The following is a 19651-nucleotide window of genomic DNA, read 5'->3' on the forward strand; positions in this document are numbered from 1 at the left end:
CACTCTCGATCCCGAGGAGCAACGATGGGTCGAACAGACCGTTTACCGTTCCGATCACGCTTCTGGCGGCGCGTCCTGACAACGCTGTCGGTCGCCGTCCTGGTGCTCGGGCTGGCGCCCCCGGCCGTCGTGCCGGCCCTGGCCCAGGCCCCCGCCCCGGCCGCCAAGAAGGTCCCCGTCCGCGTGCTGGTCTTCAGCGGCCAGGCCGCGCAGCAGGACGACCCGGTACGGGCGGCCGCGACGGCGATCAGGGAACTGAGCAAGAAGAACGGGTTCTCCGTCGAGGAGGCCCAGGACCCGGCGGTCTTCACCGCCGACAACCTGGCCCGCTTCCGTGGCGTGGTGTTCCTGTCCGCCAAGGGCGTGACCCTGGACGAGGCGCAGCTCGCCGCCTTCCAGGCGTTCATCAGGGGCGGTGGCGGGTTCGTCGGCATCCGTGACGCCGCCCGCGCGCAGGTGGACTCGGCCTGGTTCACCGAGCTGATCGGCACCCGTCCCGTCGGCGCCCTCCCCATCGCGGAGAAGGTGACGGAGAGCGCGGCGAGCGCGGAGAACCCGCCGAACGAGACCAAGGACAAGGTGTTCGACGGGGACAACGACACCAAGTGGCTGGCCAGGACGCCGACCGCGTGGGTGCAGGGCAAGCTGGACAAGGCCGTCGCGGTGGCGCACTACGCGCTGACGTCGGCCAACGACTTCGCCGGCCGGGACCCCAGGGACTGGACCCTCCAGGGCTCGCAGAACGGGACGACCTGGACGGATCTCGACAGGCGTACCGGGGAGACCTTCCCCCAGCGGTTCCAGACCAAGGAGTACGAGTTCGAGAACACCACGGCGTACCAGTACTACCGGCTCGACGTCACCGCGAACAGCGGTGAGCCGCTGACCCAGCTCGCCGAGCTGCGGCTGTTCGGGCCCGACTCCGCGCCTCCCCCCGAGCCGAAGCCGCAGAAGGCCGTCGTGGACATCCTCGACCGTCAGCACCCGGCGAACGAGGGGCTGCCGCTCACCCTGTCGCGGACCGACAAGTGGCTGAGCTGGAACCCGAACCCGGTGGGCAAGGTCCACACGATCGCGCAGGTCGAGGAGTGGACCTACAACCCGAAGATGGACGGCAACGGCGCGTTCCATCCGGTCTCCTGGTGCCGTGACTACGACGGCGGCCGCTCCTTCTACACCGGCATGGGCGGCACCGCGGCCAGCTACACCGGCGACACGCAGTTCCGTTCGCACCTCGCCGGCGCCATCCGGTGGGCGACCGGCATCGTCAGGGGCGACTGCCAGGCGACCATCGCGTCCAACTACGCCGTGGAACGGCTGACCACGACGAACGCGCAGGGCCAGATGGACCAGATCGGCGAGCCGCACGGCCTGACCGTCGCGCCGAACGGCAAGGTCTTCTACATCGGCAAGGCGGCCTGCGCCACCGGCCCGATCCCCGACTGGAACGACCCGAAGGTGGGCCTCGGCTGCGGCACCATCCACCAGTGGGATCCGCGGACCAAGCAGGTCAAGCTGCTGACCACGCTGCCCGTCATGGGCAACCGCGGCAGCGGCGACGAGCTGGTCAAGAACGAGGAGGGCCTGGTCGGCATCACCCTCGACCCGGACTTCGCGGAGAACGGCTGGATCTACGTGTACTGGATGCCGCACGCGTCGATCGACAAGAACCGGCGCATCGGCAAGCGTACGGTCTCCCGGTTCGACTACGACTCGCGGACCCAGACGATCGACCAGAGCAGCCGCAAGGACCTGCTGCAATGGGACACCCAGATCCACAGCTGCTGCCACGCGGGCGGAGGCATGACCTTCGACGAGTCCGGCAACCTCTACATCGGCTCCGGTGACAGCAACTCCTCCGGCGGATCCAGCGGTTACTCCGGCAACAACTGGACCCAGGACTACAAGGGCACCTCGTTCCAGGACGCCCGCCGTACCGCCGGGAACACCAACGACCTCAACGGCAAGATCCTGCGCATCCACCCCGAGCCCGACGGGACCTACACGATCCCCGAGGGCAACCTGTTCACCGGCAAGGAGGAGGGCGGCGGCAAGACCCGCCCGGAGATCTGGGTGATGGGCGTGCGTAACATCGCCCGGCTGCAGTGGGACAAGAAGAACGACTGGATCACGGCCGGCTGGGTCGGTCCTGACGCCTTCGGCCCGAGCGAGACGTGGGGACCGGCGAAGTACGAGACCGTGACGGTGCTCACCTCGGCCGGAAACCAGGGCTGGCCGTACTGCATGGGCGACAAGCAGCCCTACCGCGACCGCAGCAACAGCGACGCCACGCAGCCGGCCGGCTGGTACGACTGCGACAACCTGAAGAACACCTCGCCGCGCAACACCGGCCTGGTCGACATCCCGCCGGCGCGCAAGAACATGATCTGGTACTCGCCGCAGGGCGGCGGCCCGGTCTACCCGAAGCGGTCCGACGACAGCGGTCTCCCGACGTACAAGCAGGGCGAGGAGACCTTCACCATGCCCTACCTCAAGGGCGGCAACCAGGCGGTCATGTCGGGGCCGACCTACCACCGTTCCCAGGCCGACACGGAGAGCGGGGTCGCCTGGCCGGAGTACTGGGACAACAAGTGGCTCATCGGTGACGAGGGCAACAGCAACAACCGCATCGCCGTGACCGTGAACCCGGAGACCGCCAGGGAGGCGGGCCGGCCGGCCTTCGCCGAGGACCTGCGCACCATCATCCCGGGCGGCGTCGGCGCCAACCAGATCCAGTCGTGGATGGACGCCAAGTTCGGCCCCGACGGCGCGCTCTACCTGCTCGACTACGGCAACGGCTTCTTCAGCCTGCACGCCAACCAGAAGCTGGTCCGCGTCACCTACAAGGGCGGCCCGGCGACGCCGGACCCGGCCGCGGCCGTGGCGCGTCCCGCCCGGCAGAACGCCGACCCGAGGACGATGGCGTTCTCCAGCGCCCAGGCCGGCGGCGTGGCGTGGGAGTGGAACTTCGGCGACGGCAGCGAGGTGTCGACGGATCCCGCCCCGACCCACACCTACCCCGGCTTCGGCACCTACCAGGCGACGCTGAAGGTCACCTACGCCGACGGCGAGCAGGCCACCGGGAAGATCGTCGTCACGGTCGGCTGCGGCGCGCCCGACGCCCGGCCGACGGTGCAGTTCCTCGACACGCTCACCGGCGTGCGCAACAAGGTCGCCGCCGGCGGCTGCACGATCAACGACCTGATCGACGACGAGCGCGCCTGGAAGAACCACAACCAGTTCGTCAAGCACGCCCGGACCGTCGCGGACCAGCTCCTGGCGGACGGCGTCATCACCGCCCAGGAGGCGGAGGCCCTGCGCACCGCCGCCCGCCAGTCGGAGGTCGGGAACGTGAGCGGGTACGAGTCCATCTTCGACGGCACGGCGTCGTCGCTGATGGGCTGGACCCAGGCGCCGTCCGGGCGGTTCGACCTCCGGCCGGACGGCACGATCCGCAGCTCGGGTGGTCTGGGCATGTTGTGGTACTCCGACAAGGCGTACGCCGACTTCTCGGTCCGGCTGCAGTTCCGTGACAGCTCGCCCGACCCGACCCGCGCCAACAGCGGCGTCTTCGTCCGGTTCCCGGACCCGAGGACCCCGCTGGAGCAGCGTCCCGCAGGAAGCTGCGGTACGGTCGGCTCGGCGCGTACGTCGCCCGCGTGGGTCGCGATCTACTGCGGCCACGAGATCCAGATCTACGACGGCGACACGGGCGAGCCGCAGAAGACGGGCTCCATCTACAACTTCTCACCCAACGGCCTGGGCCGGGCCGGGGCGACCCCGAAGGGCCAGTGGAACGACTACGAGGTCCGGGTGGTCGGCCAGCACTACACGATCATCCGCAACGGCACGGTGATCAACGAGTTCGACAACACGCCGGGCAAGGAGTCGTCTCGCGCCGGTGACCCGCCCACGGACCTGCGCCAGTTCATCAGCGGGTTCGTCGGGCTGCAGAACCACGGCAACAGCGACGTGATCGACTTCCGCAACATCCGCGTGCGCGAACTCTAGGCCGGGTGCCGGGCGGGGGAGCGTACCCCGCCCGGCACCCCACCCAGCTCGGAAAGGTGCATCGACACATGCATGCCGAATCTCTCCCCTCTCTCGTGATCAGGGCCTTACGTCGAGCGTCCGGAGCGGTGACGGCGCCGCGCCTGGCCGTGGTGCTGCTCGCCGTGGCGCTGCCCGCGCTCTTCCTCTCCTCTGTCCAGGCCGCCACGCAGCCCCGTATGTCCGGGACGCAGTCCACCGCCACACAGGTGGCCGGCGTGCGGGCGGCGGACCAGGTGCTCACCTGGACCGCCGACGACAGCATGACCGCGTACAAGTCGGTGCCGGAGTCCGCGACGGCGGGCCCCGCCACCATCGTCTTCGAGAACAGCACGGACACCGGCAACTCCACCGGCATGACGCACACGCTGACGTTCGACACCTCCACCCCCGGCTACAACCACGACGTCACCCTCAACATCATCGCCAGCCCCGTCGACGCCAACGGCGGCCGGCACACCGCCCAGGTCAACCTCACCCCCGGCAAGTACCGCTTCTCCTGCGTGATTCCCGGTCACGGCCAGATGGTCGGCGAACTCGTCGTCACCGAAGGCGGGGAGGAGGACACGACCGCACCGCAGGTCTCCGCGCAGGTGGCGGGCGACCAGGACGAGAACGGCGCCTACGTGGGCGCGGCGACGGTCACGATCTCGGCGAGCGACACCGAGTCCGGGGTGGACACGGTCGAGTACGCGCTGGACGGCGGGCAGTTCGCGCCCTACACGGCCCCGGTGTCGGTCAACCAGCCCGGCGCGCACACGGTGACCTTCCGGGCCACCGACAAGGCGGGCAACACCTCGCCGGTGGCCTCGGTGGCGTTCACGGTGGTGGCGCCGCAGGAGGAGGACACCACGCCGCCCGAGGTCACCGGTGAGGTGACCGGCGACAGGAACGAGGAGGGCGAGTACGTGGGCGCGGCGACGGTCACGCTCACGGCGACCGACTCCGGCTCCGGCGTGGACACCGTGGAGTACTCGCTCGACGGCCAGCCGTACGCGGTCTACACGGAGCCCCTCTCGGTCGACCAGCCCGGCGCGCACACCCTGTCGTACCGGGCCATCGACAAGGCCGGCAACACCTCGCCGGTGGGCACGGCGACGTTCACGGTGGCGCCCTCGCAAGGAGGGGACACCACCCCGCCGCAGGTCTCGGCGGTGCTGTCGGGCCAGCAGGACTCGGCGGGCAACTACGTCGGCTCGGCGACCGCCATGCTCTCGGTGAACGACACCGAGTCGGGGGTCGACACCCTGGAGTACTCGCTCGACGGCGGGCCCTACACCGAGTATCCGTCCCCCGTGTCCGTCACCCAGGCGGGCGCGCACACGATGTCGTACCGGGCCACCGACAAGGCCGGCAACACCTCGCCGGTGGCGACGCTGAGGTTCACCGTGGTGCGTCCTGAGGACGACACCACGCTGCCGCAGGTGTCGGCCGCGCTCACCGGCAGCATGGACTGGGCGTGGAACTACGTCGGCTCGGCCACGGTCAAGCTGACGGCGAGCGACGTCGGGTCCGGGCTGGACACGGTGGAGTACTCACTCGACGGCCAGCCGTTCGCGGCGTACACGAAGCCGCTGACGGTGGACCAGCCGGGCGAGCACACGCTGTCGTACCGGGCCACCGACAAGGCCGGGAACATGGCGGTGGGCACGGCCACCTTCATGATCGTGGAACCCGGCGGCGAGTAGCAGGCGTGCGGTCGCCGATGCGCGCCGACCGCACGATGTCCGGGACGCTGGTGCTCCGCAACGCGTGGCGGAGCACCAGCTTCCGCAGCACCAGCTTCCGCAGCACCGGCTTTCGCAGCACCGGCTTTCGCGTCACCTGGAAGATGCGTGCGCCCTTGGCCGGGATGTGCCGCACAAGCTCGGTCACCGCAGCTGATCCGGGCTCAGACCGCAGCGACGTCCGCATTCTTCGACATTCTGCCGCGCATGAAAAACTGCCGGACCCAGCGGCCGATGACGGGCCAGTCCTCGCCCCGGGTCCAGAAAAGGCGCAGCAGTTTCTCGCGGCGGCCCGACGGGTTGAACCACCGACGCAGCCCTTCGGCCGTGCCCTGCCACTCGGTGATGACCGGTCGCAGTTTGCCTTCCCATTCGGTCAACGCCGTTTCGAGGTCGTCCGGATGCCGCTGCAGCATGGAGCCGAGCAGATCCGCTCCCACCAACCCTGCCGAGACACCCATTCCGGCGTAGAGCGTAACGCACCATGCCGAATCACCCAGTAGAACCACCCGCCCTCGATGCCAGGAGTCCATCCGTACTTGTTCGGCCGAGTCGAAGAGGATGTCCTTCACCTTGTCGGCCTCGTCGAGGACAGCGCCGAGCAGCTTGCCCGTCGGGCGGTCGCCGAAGACCTGACGCAGCCGCTGGGCCGGAGGCAGGCGGAACTCGGAGTCGATGTCGTCAGTGCGGTACGTGAGCATGACCGTGGGGATCCGGTCCTGGAAACCGAACACCCACATCGCGCGGTCGTGGTCCGGTTCCAGCAGTACGGCGGTGTCTTCCTGCGCGAGGCCGGGCAGGGGCTTGGAGAGCTGGAAGGCACAGGTGATCCCGCCCAGTCGGTGCATGTAGCGCTCGTGCGGGCCGAACACCAGGCTGCGCACGGTCGACCTCAGCCCGTCCGCGCCGACGACCAGGCCGAACCGCTCGGTCACGGTGTCGCCGTTCGCGGTGTCGCGCAGGGTTACGGCGACGCCGTCGGCATCTTGCCGGATCTCTGTCGGGACGGTGGAGAAGCGGATCTCGACGTCGCCGGGCAACGCTTCGAACGCGGCGTTCTCGACGTCGCCCCGCAGCATCATGCGCGGACCGCCGGGAAGGTTGCCGAGGATGGCCGTGCTGGTCCGGTTGCCGCGGCGGTCGATCTCGTAGTGGATGGTGTCGGGGGCGCCGTGGTCCGGCACGCCCGGCCCCATGCCCAGCCGCTCGGCGCTCGCGCGCCCCGCTCCCCACAGCAGTACGAAGTAGCCACCCGTTCGGCGCTGCTGTGCCCGTTCGACGATGATCGGCTCCCAGCCGATCTGACGCAACCGGATCGCCGTGGCCATACCGCTGATTCCCATTCCGACGATGAGTGCGCGTCGGCTCTGTGCGTTATTCATTTCTTCAGCATAGAAACTGAGCGGCCATTTCTCGCAGTCGTCTGGTAGGGCATATCTCATAGCCGAACGACCTCACGATTGCCGCCGCTGAATCGTCACATATTGAAGCTCTGCCAGGCCTGGAGTTTGTCCGGATTGACTATCAGCCAAATATCGGTGACGCGGCGGTCGTGGACGGCGATGGCCATGACGCCATTGATTCCGCCGTTGGCGTGGGTGACCAATCCGGGGCGGCCGTTGACGCTTTCTTCGGTGATCTCCTGGGCGAAATTCTTCTCGCGCAGGCCGAGGAAATAGCGCGCCGCCTTCTCGGAGCCGGCGATCGGGCGCAGGGCCGCCCGGACCTTTCCTCCGCCGTCGGTGCGAACGCTCACCTGGGGGTCGAGCAGCTTGATCAGGCTGTCGAAGTCACCGTGCTCGCAGGCGTTCTTGAAGGCGGCGACGACGCTGCGATGCTGATGGGCATTGACGGTGAGGCGCCGGTCGCGCTGGAGGTGCCGCCTGGCCGAGGTGGCGAGCTGACGGCAGGCCTCCGGAGTACGTCCGACGATGTCGGCGATCTCAGGATGCGGCAGGTTGAAGATGTCGTGCAGAACGAAGGCGACCCGTTCGGCCGGAGTCACGGATTCGAGCATGACGAGTACGCCCATACTGACGGAGTCGTCGAGAGTTACCTGCTCGGCCGGATCGTCCTGCTGGGTTTTCGCGGCGCTGGACCACCGGGCGTCGCCGGGAAGAGGGTCAGGAAGCCAGTCGCCGACGTACCTTTCCCGGCGCGCCCGGGCCGAGCTGAGCTGGTCCAGGCAGATCCTGCTGGTCACCCGCACGAGCCAGGCGATCTGCGAGTGGATGGCGCGCTGTGCTTCGTCCGAGAGGGCATACCACCGCGCGTAGGCGTCCTGCACGACGTCCTCGGCGTCGTGGGTGGAGCCGAGCATTCTGTACGCGAGATTCAGCAAGGTGACGCGATCGTCCGGCGTCACGGTGGCGCGTTCGTCGAGGATCGAAGTCAGGGGGAGTGCGGCCTGCCCCCGGTAGCGTGGCATGACGGCTCTCCTTCCGCGGTTCACGTGGCGAACCACCCGAGATCACTGTTTCTCCCCGTGTACCGAGGCTATGCCGCTGTACACCGCATTCATCCAGGACCGCGGCAAAGATGGATCTTCCCGATCCGTCTGTCCTCTCTGGCCGTCATCGGCTCTTGTGGCTGTTGAGCCAGTTGATGACGTCAGTGGCCGCGCCGCCTTCGTCGTGCGGGGTCAGCACGGAGTAGTGGTCCTTGCCCGGGTAGACGCGGAGCTTGACCGCGGTGCCGGCCGCGCGGGCGTCGCGAGCCGCCTGCTTGGTCACCGCGATCTTGATGGACGGGTCCTGATCACCTTGGAGCAGCAGCATCGGGCCGGGGGTCTTTCCGCGAGGCACGCTCTGCGCGTCCAGCAAGGGCTGCAGCTTCAGCGCGGCCTGCGGGGTCTGAGGCGTGAACTGGAAGTCGTTCAGCTTGTCGCCGAGGTCGGTGGAGAAGTACTCCCAGATTTTCGCGGTGCACTCCTTCTCGGCTACAGACAGCATGCGCATGGCCTGGTCGCCGAGGTAGTCGTCGTACCGCAAGCCGGGGTGCAGCGTTTTCAAACCCTGCAGCGCCAGCAGATAGAAGCCGCGGTCCACCGGGCCGGGCGAACCGTAGTTGTAGGCCTGACCGACGTCGGTCACCGGTGCCATCCCGACCGTGCCCCGGAAATCGAGGCCCCGGCCCCAGGTCTTGGAGAGTTCCCCGGCGGCGATGGCGGCCTGCCCGCCCTGGGAATGCCCGACGGCGAACCACGACTTCGACAGCGAGGGCTCGGCCTGGATCGCGGCGCGAACGGCATCGATCATGCCACGGCCTTCGCTGTCAGCCACGATGTAGGGATGCTCACCAGGGGTGCCCAGGCCCTCGTAGTCGGTCGCGGCCACCGCATAGCCGGCCTTGAGCAGTTCGACGATGAAACCGCTGTAGCCGTACAGGTCGACCTTGCCGTCCTTGTTCGCCGTGGTGGACGGAGCGCACTGGTCGCTGGTGCCGGAGGACCCGTGCCCCCACGACACCACGGGCCAGCCTCCCTTGGGCGCCTTGCCTTTCGGCTTGAGGAGCACCCCACTGACCACGATGTCATCACCGTTCAGCGACCGGGAGCGATAGGTGAGCCGATCCGCCCGTCCGGCCACCGACGCCAGCGCCGGGTCCAAGGCGGCGAGGGCCTTGGCCGAGATCAGCTCCCCTGCGCCCTGGGGTCCGGTTGCCGCGTGTGCCTGCGCCGCAGGCCGCTGCGCGGTCACGGTCTGTTCGCCGCTGCTCTGGGCGGCGAGCGGCGTTCCCGCGGCAAGTGCCGCGGTCACGGCCGCCCCGAAGGCGAGACTGCGAAACTTCGTTGCTTGCATCGATGACACTCCCCGATCGCTCCCGGCCGTTGCGGCAGGCCAGGAGTACTGATGGCTACGACTGTCTCGACGACAGGGACGGGACCGGTGTGATGATTCACCTCGAACTGTGAGCGAGGCCACACGCGAAGAGGCCTGTAGCGGCAGTCCGTCCCCGTGGTGGGAAGCTGGGTGTTCTCGCCGGCGCTCGCGGATGGGGGCATGCGACGCGAGACCAGAGGGGGTCGGCAGGTGCGAAACTCGCCGGACGATGAGGCTGACTGCGGGTCAGGTCTCGACCTGCATCTCGACCTGACCCGCGACCGCGGGGCCGGACGGTCGCTGGAGAGCGCCCTGCGCGAGGCCGTGCGACGGGGGCGGCTGACCGCGGGCACCCGGCTGCCCGGCACCCGTACCCTCGCCGCCGACCTCGGCTTGTCCAGAGGCACGGTCGTCCAGGCATACACGCAGCTCATCGCTGGAGGGTGGCTGACAGGCGTGCGCGGATCCGGCACCCGGGTGGCCGACGTGCTGCCGGAGTCCGGTACCAGCCAGGCCGCCGACCACGCTCCTCCGGAGCCGGGCGTCACGGCCCTCGGCGACCTGCGTCCCGGCCGGCCCGACGTCAGCGCCTTTCCGCGCGCGGACTGGGTCGCCGGCGTCCGTCGGGTGATGTCGGCGATGGAGTCCGAGCAGCTGGGTTACCCCGATCCGGCAGGCATGCCCGTGCTGCGCTCGGCAGTCGCCGAGTACGTCTCGCGGACCCGTGGAGTGTCTGCGAGCGCCGGATCGACGGTGATCACCGCCGGGTTCACCCAAGCGCTCGCGCTGCTCGCGCGCACCTTCCGTGCTCTCGGCGCCCGGAGCGCGGCCACCGAGGACCCGGGATTCGCGGTGCACCGCGAACTGCTGGCCGCGGCGGGGATCGATCCGATGCCGCTGGCGGTGGACGCCGGCGGGTCCGATCCGGCGCACTTGCCGGATGACGCGGGGTTCGCGCTGCTCACTCCCGCGCACCAGCACCCGTGGGGCGTCGTGCTGGCGCCCGGGAGGCGCTCGGCGTTCATCGACTGGGCCCGGCGGAACGACGCCTACGTGATCGAGGACGACTACGACGGCGAGTTCCGCTACGGCCGGCAACCGGTTGGCGCGATGCAGCCGCTGGCACCCGACCGGGTGATCTACGCGGGCAGCACCAGCAAGACCCTGGCCCCGGGGGTGCGGCTCGGCTGGCTGGTGGTGCCCGCCTCCCTGCGCGGCCCGCTGCTACGGACCGTGCGAGAGACCGGCTCGGCGCCACCGGTGATCGATCAGCTCGTGCTCGCTGACCTGCTCTCCCGCGGGAGCTACGACCGGCACGTACGGCGGGCCCGGCTGGCTTACCGGCGGCGCCGCCAGGAGCTGGCCGAACGGCTTGCGGTGGTCACCGACGCACCGCTCACGGGCGTCGCCGCCGGGTTGCACACGCTACTGCCGCTCGCCTCGGAAGCCGCCGAACGTGAACTGGTCGCCACGGCGGAGCGCTCGGGCCTGCTCCTGCAGGGCTTGCACACGGCGGACTACTGGTATCCGACAGACCAGGAGCGGCCCGCCGCCCTGCTCATCGGCTACGCCACACCGCCGCAGCACGCTTGGCGTCAGGCACTCGACCTGCTGGTCTCGCTGGTCAGCGGCCTGTCAGGAACAAGCGGGTAGGGGTGCCACCGGCGAACGCCGCGAGCGGGCACCCACTCCCGGGACGGCCGCCGGCCGGCCTCAGGACGGACGGGGGACGCGGCGGTCACGGCGGGCCGCGAGCTCCTCGTCGCCGACGTAGCTGAGCATCGGCTCACCGGGCACGCAGAACATGACCACGACGAACCGGCTCCACCGGTCGGACAGGTTGTTGGCCGCCTGGTAGTGGATGACGTCGCCGCCGGGCTCCCAGAACGCCTCGCCCGTGCGGATCACCCGTTCCGGCTCACCCTCAAGCTCGAAAATCATCTCCCCTTCGATCATGTACCCGTAAACCGGGCCCGAGTGCCGGTGTGGCGGGGAACCGGAGTCGCCGGGCGGCAGCTCGATGAGCACAGTCATCGCATGGGCAGGATCGGGAAGCTGGAGCGGCGTCCCGTCAAGAAGCAGAGTGAGTTCGGAATTGCTTTTCAGATCCATGCCATCGACGCTAGGCGGAGAACGGACCAGTGAACTAGTCCACTTGTCGGCTTCCTGGCTGTACCACTTGCCTCAGCCGAGCGGACGGTCCGCCCTTCTCCTGTGGACACCGCACCGGCTGATTCCCGCGGTGTCCGCCTCACACAGGAACGCCCCTACGTCGTCGTAGAGGTATGAACGTCACGCACCCCCGGGCTGTCCGCCGTCGTTCCGTCCGTCATGTCTGAGCCCGGACGGCCCTGGCGCCGGCCCTGCGTGGGCATCAGCACGATCGTGAGCGAGCGGCGGCTGCTGACCGCGGTCGCTGAGCGGTTGCTCGGCTCGGCGCGGGAAGCCGAGGACGTGGTACAGGAGACTTATGCCCGCTGGTACGCGATGCCAGAGGACCTGCAGGACGAGGCCGGCTGGCCCACCGCATGGCTCACCAGCGTCGCGAGCCGCCTGTGCTTCGAACGACTGAACGGGGCGAGGGTGAGTCCGCCCCTCCTGGCCGAATCCCGTCACCCTGGCGAACGCGCGCCCCGTGGCGGGCCGATGACGCCCTGGGTGCCCGTCTACCGGTATGACCGCATCGTCCAGGCGTTCAAGAGGGCTTGCGAGGGAACGGACGGCGTCGGCGAGTTGACCGTACTGCTCGCTCCCGACGTCACCCTGATCACGGACGGCGGCGGCCGGGTACGCGCACCTGTCCGGCCGGTCACCGGAGCCGAGCAGGTCGCGCGTTTCGTCGTCTGCCTGTTCGGCGGGCAGGACGACGTGACCTTGGTGGAGGCGTCGATCAACGGCGGGGCGGGGCTCGTCGTCCGCGTGGCCGGCACCACGGCCGCGGTCGTCATGCTGCATACCTGCGACGACAGCATCCAGGACGTGTGGATCGTGATGAATCCCGAAAAACTCCGCGCGTGGCAGGAACACGAGGACCCCCCGCAGGACACAACGCGGACACGATGACGCGGGCCCGCGTCCCTCTCGACCGACTGGGCCCGCGATGCCCCATCAGCCCCACAAGACGGAATAGGCTCGTGCGGTAAGTCTGCCGGGGCGAGCGTTAAGGGGACCGGGTGAGCAAGTCGTTCGTGCATCTGCACGTGCACACCGAGTACAGCATGCTGGACGGTGCGGCCAAGCTGAAGCCGCTGTTCAAGGAGGCCGAGCGGCTGGAGATGCCGGCGATCGCGATGAGCGACCACGGCAACATGTTCGGTGCGTACGAGTTCCAGAAGGTCGCGGCGGGTTCCCCGGTCAAGCCGATCATCGGGATCGAGGCGTACGTGGCGCCGCACAGCCGGTTCGTGAAGAAGCCGGTGTTCTGGGGGCAGCGCGCGGAGACCGGCGTGGCGGACGGCGAGGGTGGCAAGGACGTCTCCGGTGGCGGCCGGTTCACCCATATGACGATGTGGGCCAAGGACGCCGACGGGCTGCGCAACCTGTTCCGGCTGTCGTCGCTGGCCTCGTTCGAGGGCTACTACTCCAAGCCCCGCATGGACCAGGACCTGGTCTCGCAGCACGCGTCCGGGATCATCGCCACGACCGGTTGCCCGTCCGGCGCGGTGCAGACCAGGATCCGGCTCGGCCAGTACGACGAGGCCGTCAAGGTGGCCGGCGAATACCAGGAGATCTTCGGCAAGGAGAACTACTTCCTGGAGCTGATGGACCACGGCATCGACATCGAGCGTGACGTACGCGAGGATCTGCTCCGGCTGGCCAAGCAGCTCGACATCCCGCTGCTCGCCACCAACGACTCCCACTACGTGACCGAGGACCAGGCCGACGCGCACGACAGCCTCCTGTGCGTCGGCGTGGGTAAGAACAAGGACGACCCCAACCGGTTCCGGTTCAACGGGTCCGGCTACTACCTCAAGTCCGCCGACGACATGTACCGCCTGTTTCCCGAGCTGCCGCAGGCGTGCGACAACACGCTGCTCGTGGCCGAGATGATCGGCGACTACGGCGACGTGTTCAAGCAGGTGGACCGGATGCCGGACTACCCGGACGTGCCCGAGGGGGAGACACAGGAGTCCTGGCTGCGCAAGGAGTGCGAGCAGGGCCTCGTCATGCGGTACGGCGAGCCGGTGCCCGCCGAGGTGATGGAGCGCTACGAGACCGAGATGAAGGTCATCGGCCCGATGGGGTTCTCCTCCTACTTCCTCGTGGTCGCCGACATCTGCAAGTACGCCCGCGACAACGGCATCCCGGTCGGCCCTGGACGAGGGTCGGCGACCGGCAGCATCGTGGCGTACGCCACCCGCATCACCGAGCTGGACCCGCTGGAGCACGGCCTGCTGTTCGAGCGCTTCCTCAACCCCGAGCGGATCAACCCGCCCGACGTCGACCTCGACTTCGACGACCGCCAGCGCGACCGCATGGTGGCCTACGTCACCGAGAAGTACGGCAGCGCGTTCACCGCGCAGGTGAACACGTTCGGCACCATCAAGGCCAAGGCCGCCGTCAAGGACGCCAGCCGGATCCTCGGCTACCCGTTCGCGATGGGCGACAAGATCACCAAGGCGATGCCGCCGGACGTCATGGGCAAGGGCGTCCCGCTCGCCGACATGTTCAACGAGGACCACCCGCGCTACAACGAGGGCACCGAACTGCGCGCCCTGTACGAGAACGACCCCGACGTGCGCAAGGTCATCGACACCGGCCGCGGCATCGAGGGGCTGATCCGCGGCACCGGCGTGCACGCCGCCGCCGTCATCCTGTCCTCCACCCCGCTGCTCGACCTGATCCCCATGCATAAACGGGACAAGGACGGCGTCGTCATCACCGGGTTCGACTACCCGTCGTGTGAGGACATGGGCCTGGTCAAGATGGACTTCCTGGGCCTGCGCAACCTGGGCATCATCGACCACGCCATCAAGATCATCAAGCAGAACCGGGGCGTCGAGCTCGACACCCTGACGATGGAGCTCGACGACGCCAAGACGTACCAGCTGCTGGCCCGCGGCGACACGCTCGGCGTGTTCCAGCTCGACGGCGGCCCCATGCGCTCGCTCCTGAAGCTGATGGAGCCGACCCGGTTCGAGGACATCGCCGCCGTGCTCGCCCTCTACCGGCCCGGCCCGATGGCGGCCAACGCGCACACCAACTACGCCCACCGCAAGAACGGCCGCCAGGACATCGAGCCGATCCATCCGGAGCTGAAGGAGGCGCTGGAGCCGATCCTCGGGCCGACCTTCCACCTGCTCGTCTACCAGGAGCAGATCATGGCGGTCGCCCGTGAGCTGGCCGGCTACTCGCTCGGCGGCGCCGACCTGCTGCGCCGCGCCATGGGCAAGAAGAAGCCCGAGATCCTGGCCAAGGAGTTCGCGAACTTCCAGGCCGGCATGCGCGGCAACGGCTACAGCGACGAGGCCATCCAGGCGCTGTGGGACGTCATGCTGCCCTTCTCCGGGTACGCGTTCAACAAGTCCCACACCGCCGGCTACGGACTCGTCGCCTACTGGACCGCCTACCTGAAGGCCAACTACCCGGCCGAGTACATGGCCGCCCTGCTCACCTCCGTGGGTGACGACAAGGACAAGGCGGCCGTCTACCTGGCCGAATGCCGCAAGATGGGCATCCAGGTGCTCCCGCCGGACGTCAACGACTCCCAGCTCGACTTCGTCGCGGTCGGCGACACGCAGGTGCGGTTCGGGATGGGCGCGGTCCGCAACGTCGGTGAGAACGTCGTGGACGGCATCGTGAAGGCCCGCACGGAGAAGGGCCGCTTCACCGACTTCAACGACTTCCTCGCCAAGGTGCCGCTCACCGCCTGCAACAAGCGCGTCATCGAGTCGCTGATCAAGGCGGGCGCGTACGACTCCATGTCCCACCCGCGCAAGGGCGTGCTCATGATCCACGAGCAGGCCGTCGAGTCCGTCATCGACATCAAGAAGAACGAGGCCCACGGCCAGGACTCGCTGTTCGGCGGGATGGACGACGCCGGCGACGACGCGGCGTTCACGATCGCCATCCCCGACATGGAGTGGGACAAGAAGACCAAGCTCGACTTCGAGCGGGAGATGCTCGGCCTGTACGTGTCGGACCACCCGCTGGCCGGCACCGAACGGCTGCTCGCCCGCAACCGGGACACCACGATCGTCGACCTGCTCGACTCCGGGCGCGACGACCGCGGCGACGTCCGCGTGGCCGGACTGGTCACGAAGGTGGACCGGCGGGTGAACAAGGCGGGCAACACATGGGCCATCCTCACGGTGGAGGACATGGACGCCGCCGTGGAATGCCTGTTCTTCCCCCGCGCCTACGAGCTGTACGGGCCTGAGCTGCGGCCGGACATCGTGGTGTCGGTCGGCGGCCAGATCAACAACCGCGACGGCGCCATCAGCATCTTCGCGAACGAGATGACCATCATCGACGTGTCCGGCGTCAGCGAGTCCGGCGCTCCGATCACCCTGCTGCTGCGCGAGGAACGCATCACACCGACCCTGCTGGACGAGCTGCGGCAGGTCTTGAAGATGCACCAGGGCCAGGTGCCGCTGCAGGTCAACCTGCGCCGGCCGGCTGGCAAGGTCATGGTGATGGCGCTGCCGGAGTGGCCGGTCAACGCCGAGCCGAGTTTCGCCGCCGACATCAAGGCGCTGCTCGGGCCGGAGGCGCTTTCCCTGTGAACCGGCGGATGGGAGAAGGTCGCCCACGCCGCTGGAAAATCGCTGTAACCGGCGTCCAATGAAGCATTGAGGCGCCCTCCGTGGCAGCGCCGGCGACGCAAGTGGCGCCGGTGCTGCCACGGGCGAATGGCCGGTGGAAACGGTGCGTGACAGGGCGGCGGTCTCCACGGGCCGGGTGCGGGAAAAGACGTTCAAGCGCGTTTGAACCGGGTTTGCAGAAGCCCGGCGCAGGCTTCGCAGCATGAAACAGCACACCGCGTTCTTATCCCGTACCCTCCGTTCGATGCTGGCGGTTCCCGTCGTCGCCCTGGGCGTGGTCGCGCTCTCCGCGACGCAGGCGTCGGCGGTCTCCCGCCCGGCCATCGTCGCCGCGGCCCAGGATCAGCTCGGCAACTCGTCGCGTAATCACGAATCGCCGATGGGCAGCGGCTGCAACTACTACACCGGCTATTTCCGTACGTGGAAGCCCGCCGGCGGCTGCCCGTCGAGTGACGGCGTCCAGTGGCGCGACAGCGACTGGTGCGCCGACTTCGTCAAATACGTCTGGCAGCGGGCCCGCGTTCCGCACGCCAACGTGCCCGAGACCGGCGGCGGCATCCTCACGGGATGGGCGTCGTCGTTCAAGGACTACGGCGTCAAGTACGGAACGTGGCACACCCGCGGCAGCGGCTACACGCCCCAGCCCGGTGACTCCATCGTCTTCGACTGGGACCAGAGCGGCGACATCGACCACGTCGGCATCGTGAGCTCGGCGAACGGGAGCACCGTCTACACGATCGAGGGCAACAGCGGCGACCGGATCAAGGCCAACTCCTACAGCCGCTCCAACATCGACATCGTGGGCTACAGCGCTCCCGTCGGAGGGACCTCCGAGGAGCCGAGGGACGGCAACAGCGTGACGGGCGACCCGTACGCCGACCTGCTCACCGTGGACGCCGCCGGCAAGCTGATGCTCTACAGCAACAACTTCGTCCGCGACAACGGTCAGCCGTATACCGGTAGTGAGCCACGCGAGGTCGGTCACGGGTGGGGCGGTTTCGCCAGGACCATTCCCGCCGACATCACCGGCGACGGGTACACGGATCTGCTGGCGGTGAATTCGGCCGGGAAGCTGATGCTGTACAGCAACAACATCGTTCGCGACAACGGCCAGCCGTACACGGGCAGTGAGCCTCGCGAAGTGGGCCACGGATGGGGCGGTTTCTCGAACGTCATTCCCGCTGACGTCACCGGCGACGGATTTACGGATCTGCTCACCGTGGACACTGCCGGCAAGCTGATGCTCTACAGCAACAACATCGTCCGCGACAATGGCCAGCCGTTCACCGGCAGCGAGCCTCGCGAGGTCGGCCACGGCTGGGGCGGTTTCTCGAAGATCATGCCCGCCGATGTGACCGGGGACGGTTTCACGGATCTGCTGGCGCTGGATTCGGCCGGGAAGCTGATGCTGTACAGCAACAACTTCGTCCGCGACGACGGCCAGCCGTTCACCGGCAGCGAGCCTCGCGAGGTCGGCCACGGCTGGGGCGGTTTCTCGAAGGTCATTCCCGCTGACGTCACCGGGGACGGTTTCACGGACCTGCTCGCGGTGAATTCCGCCGGGAAGCTGATGCTCTACAGCAACAACTTCGTCCGCGACAACGGTCAGCCGTTCACCGGCAGCGAGCCTCGCGAGGTCGGCCACGGCTGGGGCGGCTTCGCCCAGATCCTGGCCTGACCGCTTCCCCGCCCGTGCCGGCCCAGGCGGCCGGCACGGGGCCCTCCTCATCACTCGTGGAGCAACCCATGCGACCTGCCCTCATCCGATCCCTGACCGGCCTGCTTGTCTCCCTGTGCCTCTCGGTGCCCGTCACCTTGATGGCTTCGGCTCCCGCGCACGCCGCGGACACCGTGCCCTGCGACAGGAACGGAACCACTTCGGCCGACGCCAGCATGGCGACGCGGTTGAACAGAGAATTACCCGGTGACCTGCGCGGCTCGATGACGGCTTACCGGGTGTCCTGCGCCCGCGTCATCATCGCCACCGTGAAAAGCCGGGGCCTGCCGGTCCGGGCCGCGCAGATCGCCATCACCACCACCATCGTCGAATCCACCATCCGCAACCTGACCTACGGCGCCGACGACAGTGTCGGGCTTTTCCAGCAGCGTCCTTCGCAGGGCTGGGGAACGGTCGACCAGATCCTGAACCCGGTCTACGCGACGAACAAGTTCCTCAGCAAGATGCTCCGGTTCGACTGGCGCAACGATCCCATCGGCAAGGTCTGCCAGCAGGTGCAGGTCTCCGCCTATCCCAACAGGTACACGGAAGAGACGCCGGACGGTGTGGCCATCGCGAACGCGGTGTGGTCGATGTCGGAGCCCGCGGAGTTGCCCGGCAACAGTGTGACGGGTGACCCGTACGCCGACCTGCTCACCGTGGACCCGGCCGGGAAACTGATGCTCTACAGCAACAACTTCGTTCGCGACAACGGTCAGCCGTACACGGGGAGTGAGCCTCGGGAAGTGGGCCACGGGTGGGGTGGTTTCGCGCGGACCATTCCTGCGGATGTCACTGGGGACGGGTTCACGGATGTGCTCGTGGTGAATTCCGCCGGCAAGTTGATGCTCTACAGCAACAACTTCGTCCGGGACAACGGTCAGCCGTACACGGGGAGTGAGCCTCGGGAAGTGGGCCACGGCTGGGGCGGTTTCTCGAACGTCATTCCCGCTGACGTCACCGGGGACGGTTTCACGGACCTGCTGGCGCTGGATTCCGCCGGGAAGCTGATGCTCTACAGCAACAACTTCGTCCGCGACAACGGTCAGCCGTTCACCGGCAGCGAGCCTCGCGAGGTCGGCCACGGCTGGGGCGGTTTCGCCAGGATCATTCCTGCGGATGTGACCGGGGACGGTTTCACGGACCTGCTGGCGCTGGATTCCGCCGGGAAGCTGATGCTCTACAGCAACAACTTCGTCCGGGATAACGGTCAGCCGTATACGGGCAGCGAGCCTCGTGAGGTCGGTCACGGCTGGGGCGGTTTCTCGAAGGTCGTTCCCGCCGATGTCACCGGCGACGGGTTCACGGATCTGCTGGCGCTGAATTCGGCCGGGAAGTTGATGCTGTACAGCAACAACTTCGTCCGGGACAACGGCCAGCCGTACACGGGTAGCGAGCCTCGGGAAGTCGGCCACGGCTGGGGCGGCTTCGCGCAGATCATGGCCTGACCGTAAAGAAAGGCGCGAGGACCCGGCACAGGCCGGGTCCTTCGCGCTGTCCGGCGCCGCCTCTGGAAAGCCTCACCACCGTGCCCATAGGGTTTGGTTCAAGGTCCGCCGAACCCTGTGGGGG

General features: G+C 68.2%; 12 protein-coding genes. 7 read left to right on the top strand and 5 right to left on the bottom strand.

The genetic code is table 11. The features are described 5' to 3' along the window. The first annotated feature begins 24 nt into the window (after positions 1-24). A complete protein-coding gene (locus AB0C27_RS52265; RefSeq protein WP_357862122.1) occupies positions 25-4011 on the top strand; it encodes a ThuA domain-containing protein in 3987 nt (1328 codons plus the stop codon). Between the two features lie 128 nt (positions 4012-4139). Then, positions 4140-5738 carry a chitobiase/beta-hexosaminidase C-terminal domain-containing protein gene (locus AB0C27_RS52270; RefSeq protein WP_357862124.1) on the top strand — a complete coding sequence of 533 codons (1599 nt, stop codon included), beginning with the start codon at positions 4140-4142 and terminating at the stop codon, positions 5736-5738. Here AB0C27_RS52270 and AB0C27_RS52275 read toward each other — a convergent pair. The 4 genes from AB0C27_RS52275 to AB0C27_RS52290 form a co-directional block, all read right to left on the bottom strand. Further along, the gene (locus tag AB0C27_RS52275) at positions 5710-5925 is read right to left on the bottom strand and encodes a hypothetical protein (RefSeq protein ID WP_357862126.1); all 216 of its coding nucleotides are present in this window, start codon (positions 5923-5925) and stop codon (positions 5710-5712) included. The genes AB0C27_RS52270 and AB0C27_RS52275 overlap by 29 nt on opposite strands. Positions 5926-5941: 16 nt before the next feature. Continuing rightward, a complete protein-coding gene (locus tag AB0C27_RS52280; RefSeq protein WP_357862128.1) occupies positions 5942-7105 on the bottom strand; it encodes an FAD-dependent monooxygenase in 1164 nt (387 codons plus the stop codon). Positions 7106-7254: 149 nt separating this feature from the next. After that, entirely contained in the window at positions 7255-8205 is a 951-nt protein-coding gene (gene sigJ / locus AB0C27_RS52285) for an RNA polymerase sigma factor SigJ (RefSeq protein ID WP_357862130.1), read from the bottom strand. Positions 8206-8350: 145 nt separating this feature from the next. Further along, the gene (locus AB0C27_RS52290; protein ID WP_357862132.1) at positions 8351-9577 is read right to left on the bottom strand and encodes an alpha/beta fold hydrolase; all 1227 of its coding nucleotides are present in this window, start codon (positions 9575-9577) and stop codon (positions 8351-8353) included. A 231-nt stretch (positions 9578-9808) separates the two neighbouring features. On the opposite strand from AB0C27_RS52290, the gene AB0C27_RS52295 reads away from it, so the two are divergent. After that, positions 9809-11251: a PLP-dependent aminotransferase family protein gene (locus tag AB0C27_RS52295; protein ID WP_357862134.1), complete on the top strand. Its 1443-nt coding sequence runs from the start codon at positions 9809-9811 to the stop codon at positions 11249-11251. 60 nt (positions 11252-11311) lie between these two features. Here AB0C27_RS52295 and AB0C27_RS52300 read toward each other — a convergent pair whose 3' ends face one another. Next, positions 11312-11632: a cupin domain-containing protein gene (locus AB0C27_RS52300; protein WP_326636598.1), complete on the bottom strand. Its 321-nt coding sequence runs from the start codon at positions 11630-11632 to the stop codon at positions 11312-11314. Between the two features lie 297 nt (positions 11633-11929). Here AB0C27_RS52300 and AB0C27_RS52305 point away from each other — a divergent pair, with 297 nt between their 5' ends. From AB0C27_RS52305 to AB0C27_RS52320, 4 genes are all read left to right on the top strand, one after another. Beyond that, positions 11930-12661 (top strand): sigma factor, encoded by a 732-nt coding sequence (locus tag AB0C27_RS52305; protein WP_357862136.1) that lies wholly within the window; start codon positions 11930-11932, stop codon positions 12659-12661. 110 nt (positions 12662-12771) lie between these two features. Next, on the top strand, positions 12772-16323 hold the full coding sequence (gene dnaE / locus AB0C27_RS52310; RefSeq protein WP_357862138.1) for a DNA polymerase III subunit alpha: 3552 nt from the start codon (positions 12772-12774) through the stop codon (positions 16321-16323). 283 nt (positions 16324-16606) lie between these two features. After that, positions 16607-18040, top strand: coding sequence for an FG-GAP-like repeat-containing protein (locus AB0C27_RS52315; RefSeq protein WP_357862140.1), 1434 nt, complete (start codon positions 16607-16609; stop codon positions 18038-18040). Between the two features lie 68 nt (positions 18041-18108). Then, positions 18109-19527 (top strand): VCBS repeat-containing protein, encoded by a 1419-nt coding sequence (locus AB0C27_RS52320; protein ID WP_357862142.1) that lies wholly within the window; start codon positions 18109-18111, stop codon positions 19525-19527. Positions 19528-19651: the final 124 nt, after the last annotated feature.

It is taken from the genome of Nonomuraea sp. NPDC048882 (assembly GCF_040649755.1).
Lineage (GTDB): Bacteria > Actinomycetota > Actinomycetes > Streptosporangiales > Streptosporangiaceae > Nonomuraea > Nonomuraea maheshkhaliensis.

Bases quoted from the DNA above. Each gene is read 5' to 3' on its own strand.
- AB0C27_RS52265 (WP_357862122.1), top strand. From the start codon at position 25: ATGGGTCGAACAGACCGTTTACCGTTCCGATCACGCTTCTGGCGGCGC.
- AB0C27_RS52280 (WP_357862128.1), bottom strand. From the start codon at position 7,105: ATGGCCACGGCGATCCGGTTGCGTCAGATCGGCTGGGAGCCGATCATC.
- sigJ (WP_357862130.1), bottom strand. From the start codon at position 8,205: ATGCCACGCTACCGGGGGCAGGCCGCACTCCCCCTGACTTCGATCCTC.
- AB0C27_RS52290 (WP_357862132.1), bottom strand. From the start codon at position 9,577: ATGCAAGCAACGAAGTTTCGCAGTCTCGCCTTCGGGGCGGCCGTGACC.
- AB0C27_RS52300 (WP_326636598.1), bottom strand. From the start codon at position 11,632: ATGACTGTGCTCATCGAGCTGCCGCCCGGCGACTCCGGTTCCCCGCCA.
- AB0C27_RS52305 (WP_357862136.1), top strand. From the start codon at position 11,930: ATGTCTGAGCCCGGACGGCCCTGGCGCCGGCCCTGCGTGGGCATCAGC.
- AB0C27_RS52315 (WP_357862140.1), top strand. From the start codon at position 16,607: ATGCTGGCGGTTCCCGTCGTCGCCCTGGGCGTGGTCGCGCTCTCCGCG.
- AB0C27_RS52320 (WP_357862142.1), top strand. From the start codon at position 18,109: ATGCGACCTGCCCTCATCCGATCCCTGACCGGCCTGCTTGTCTCCCTG.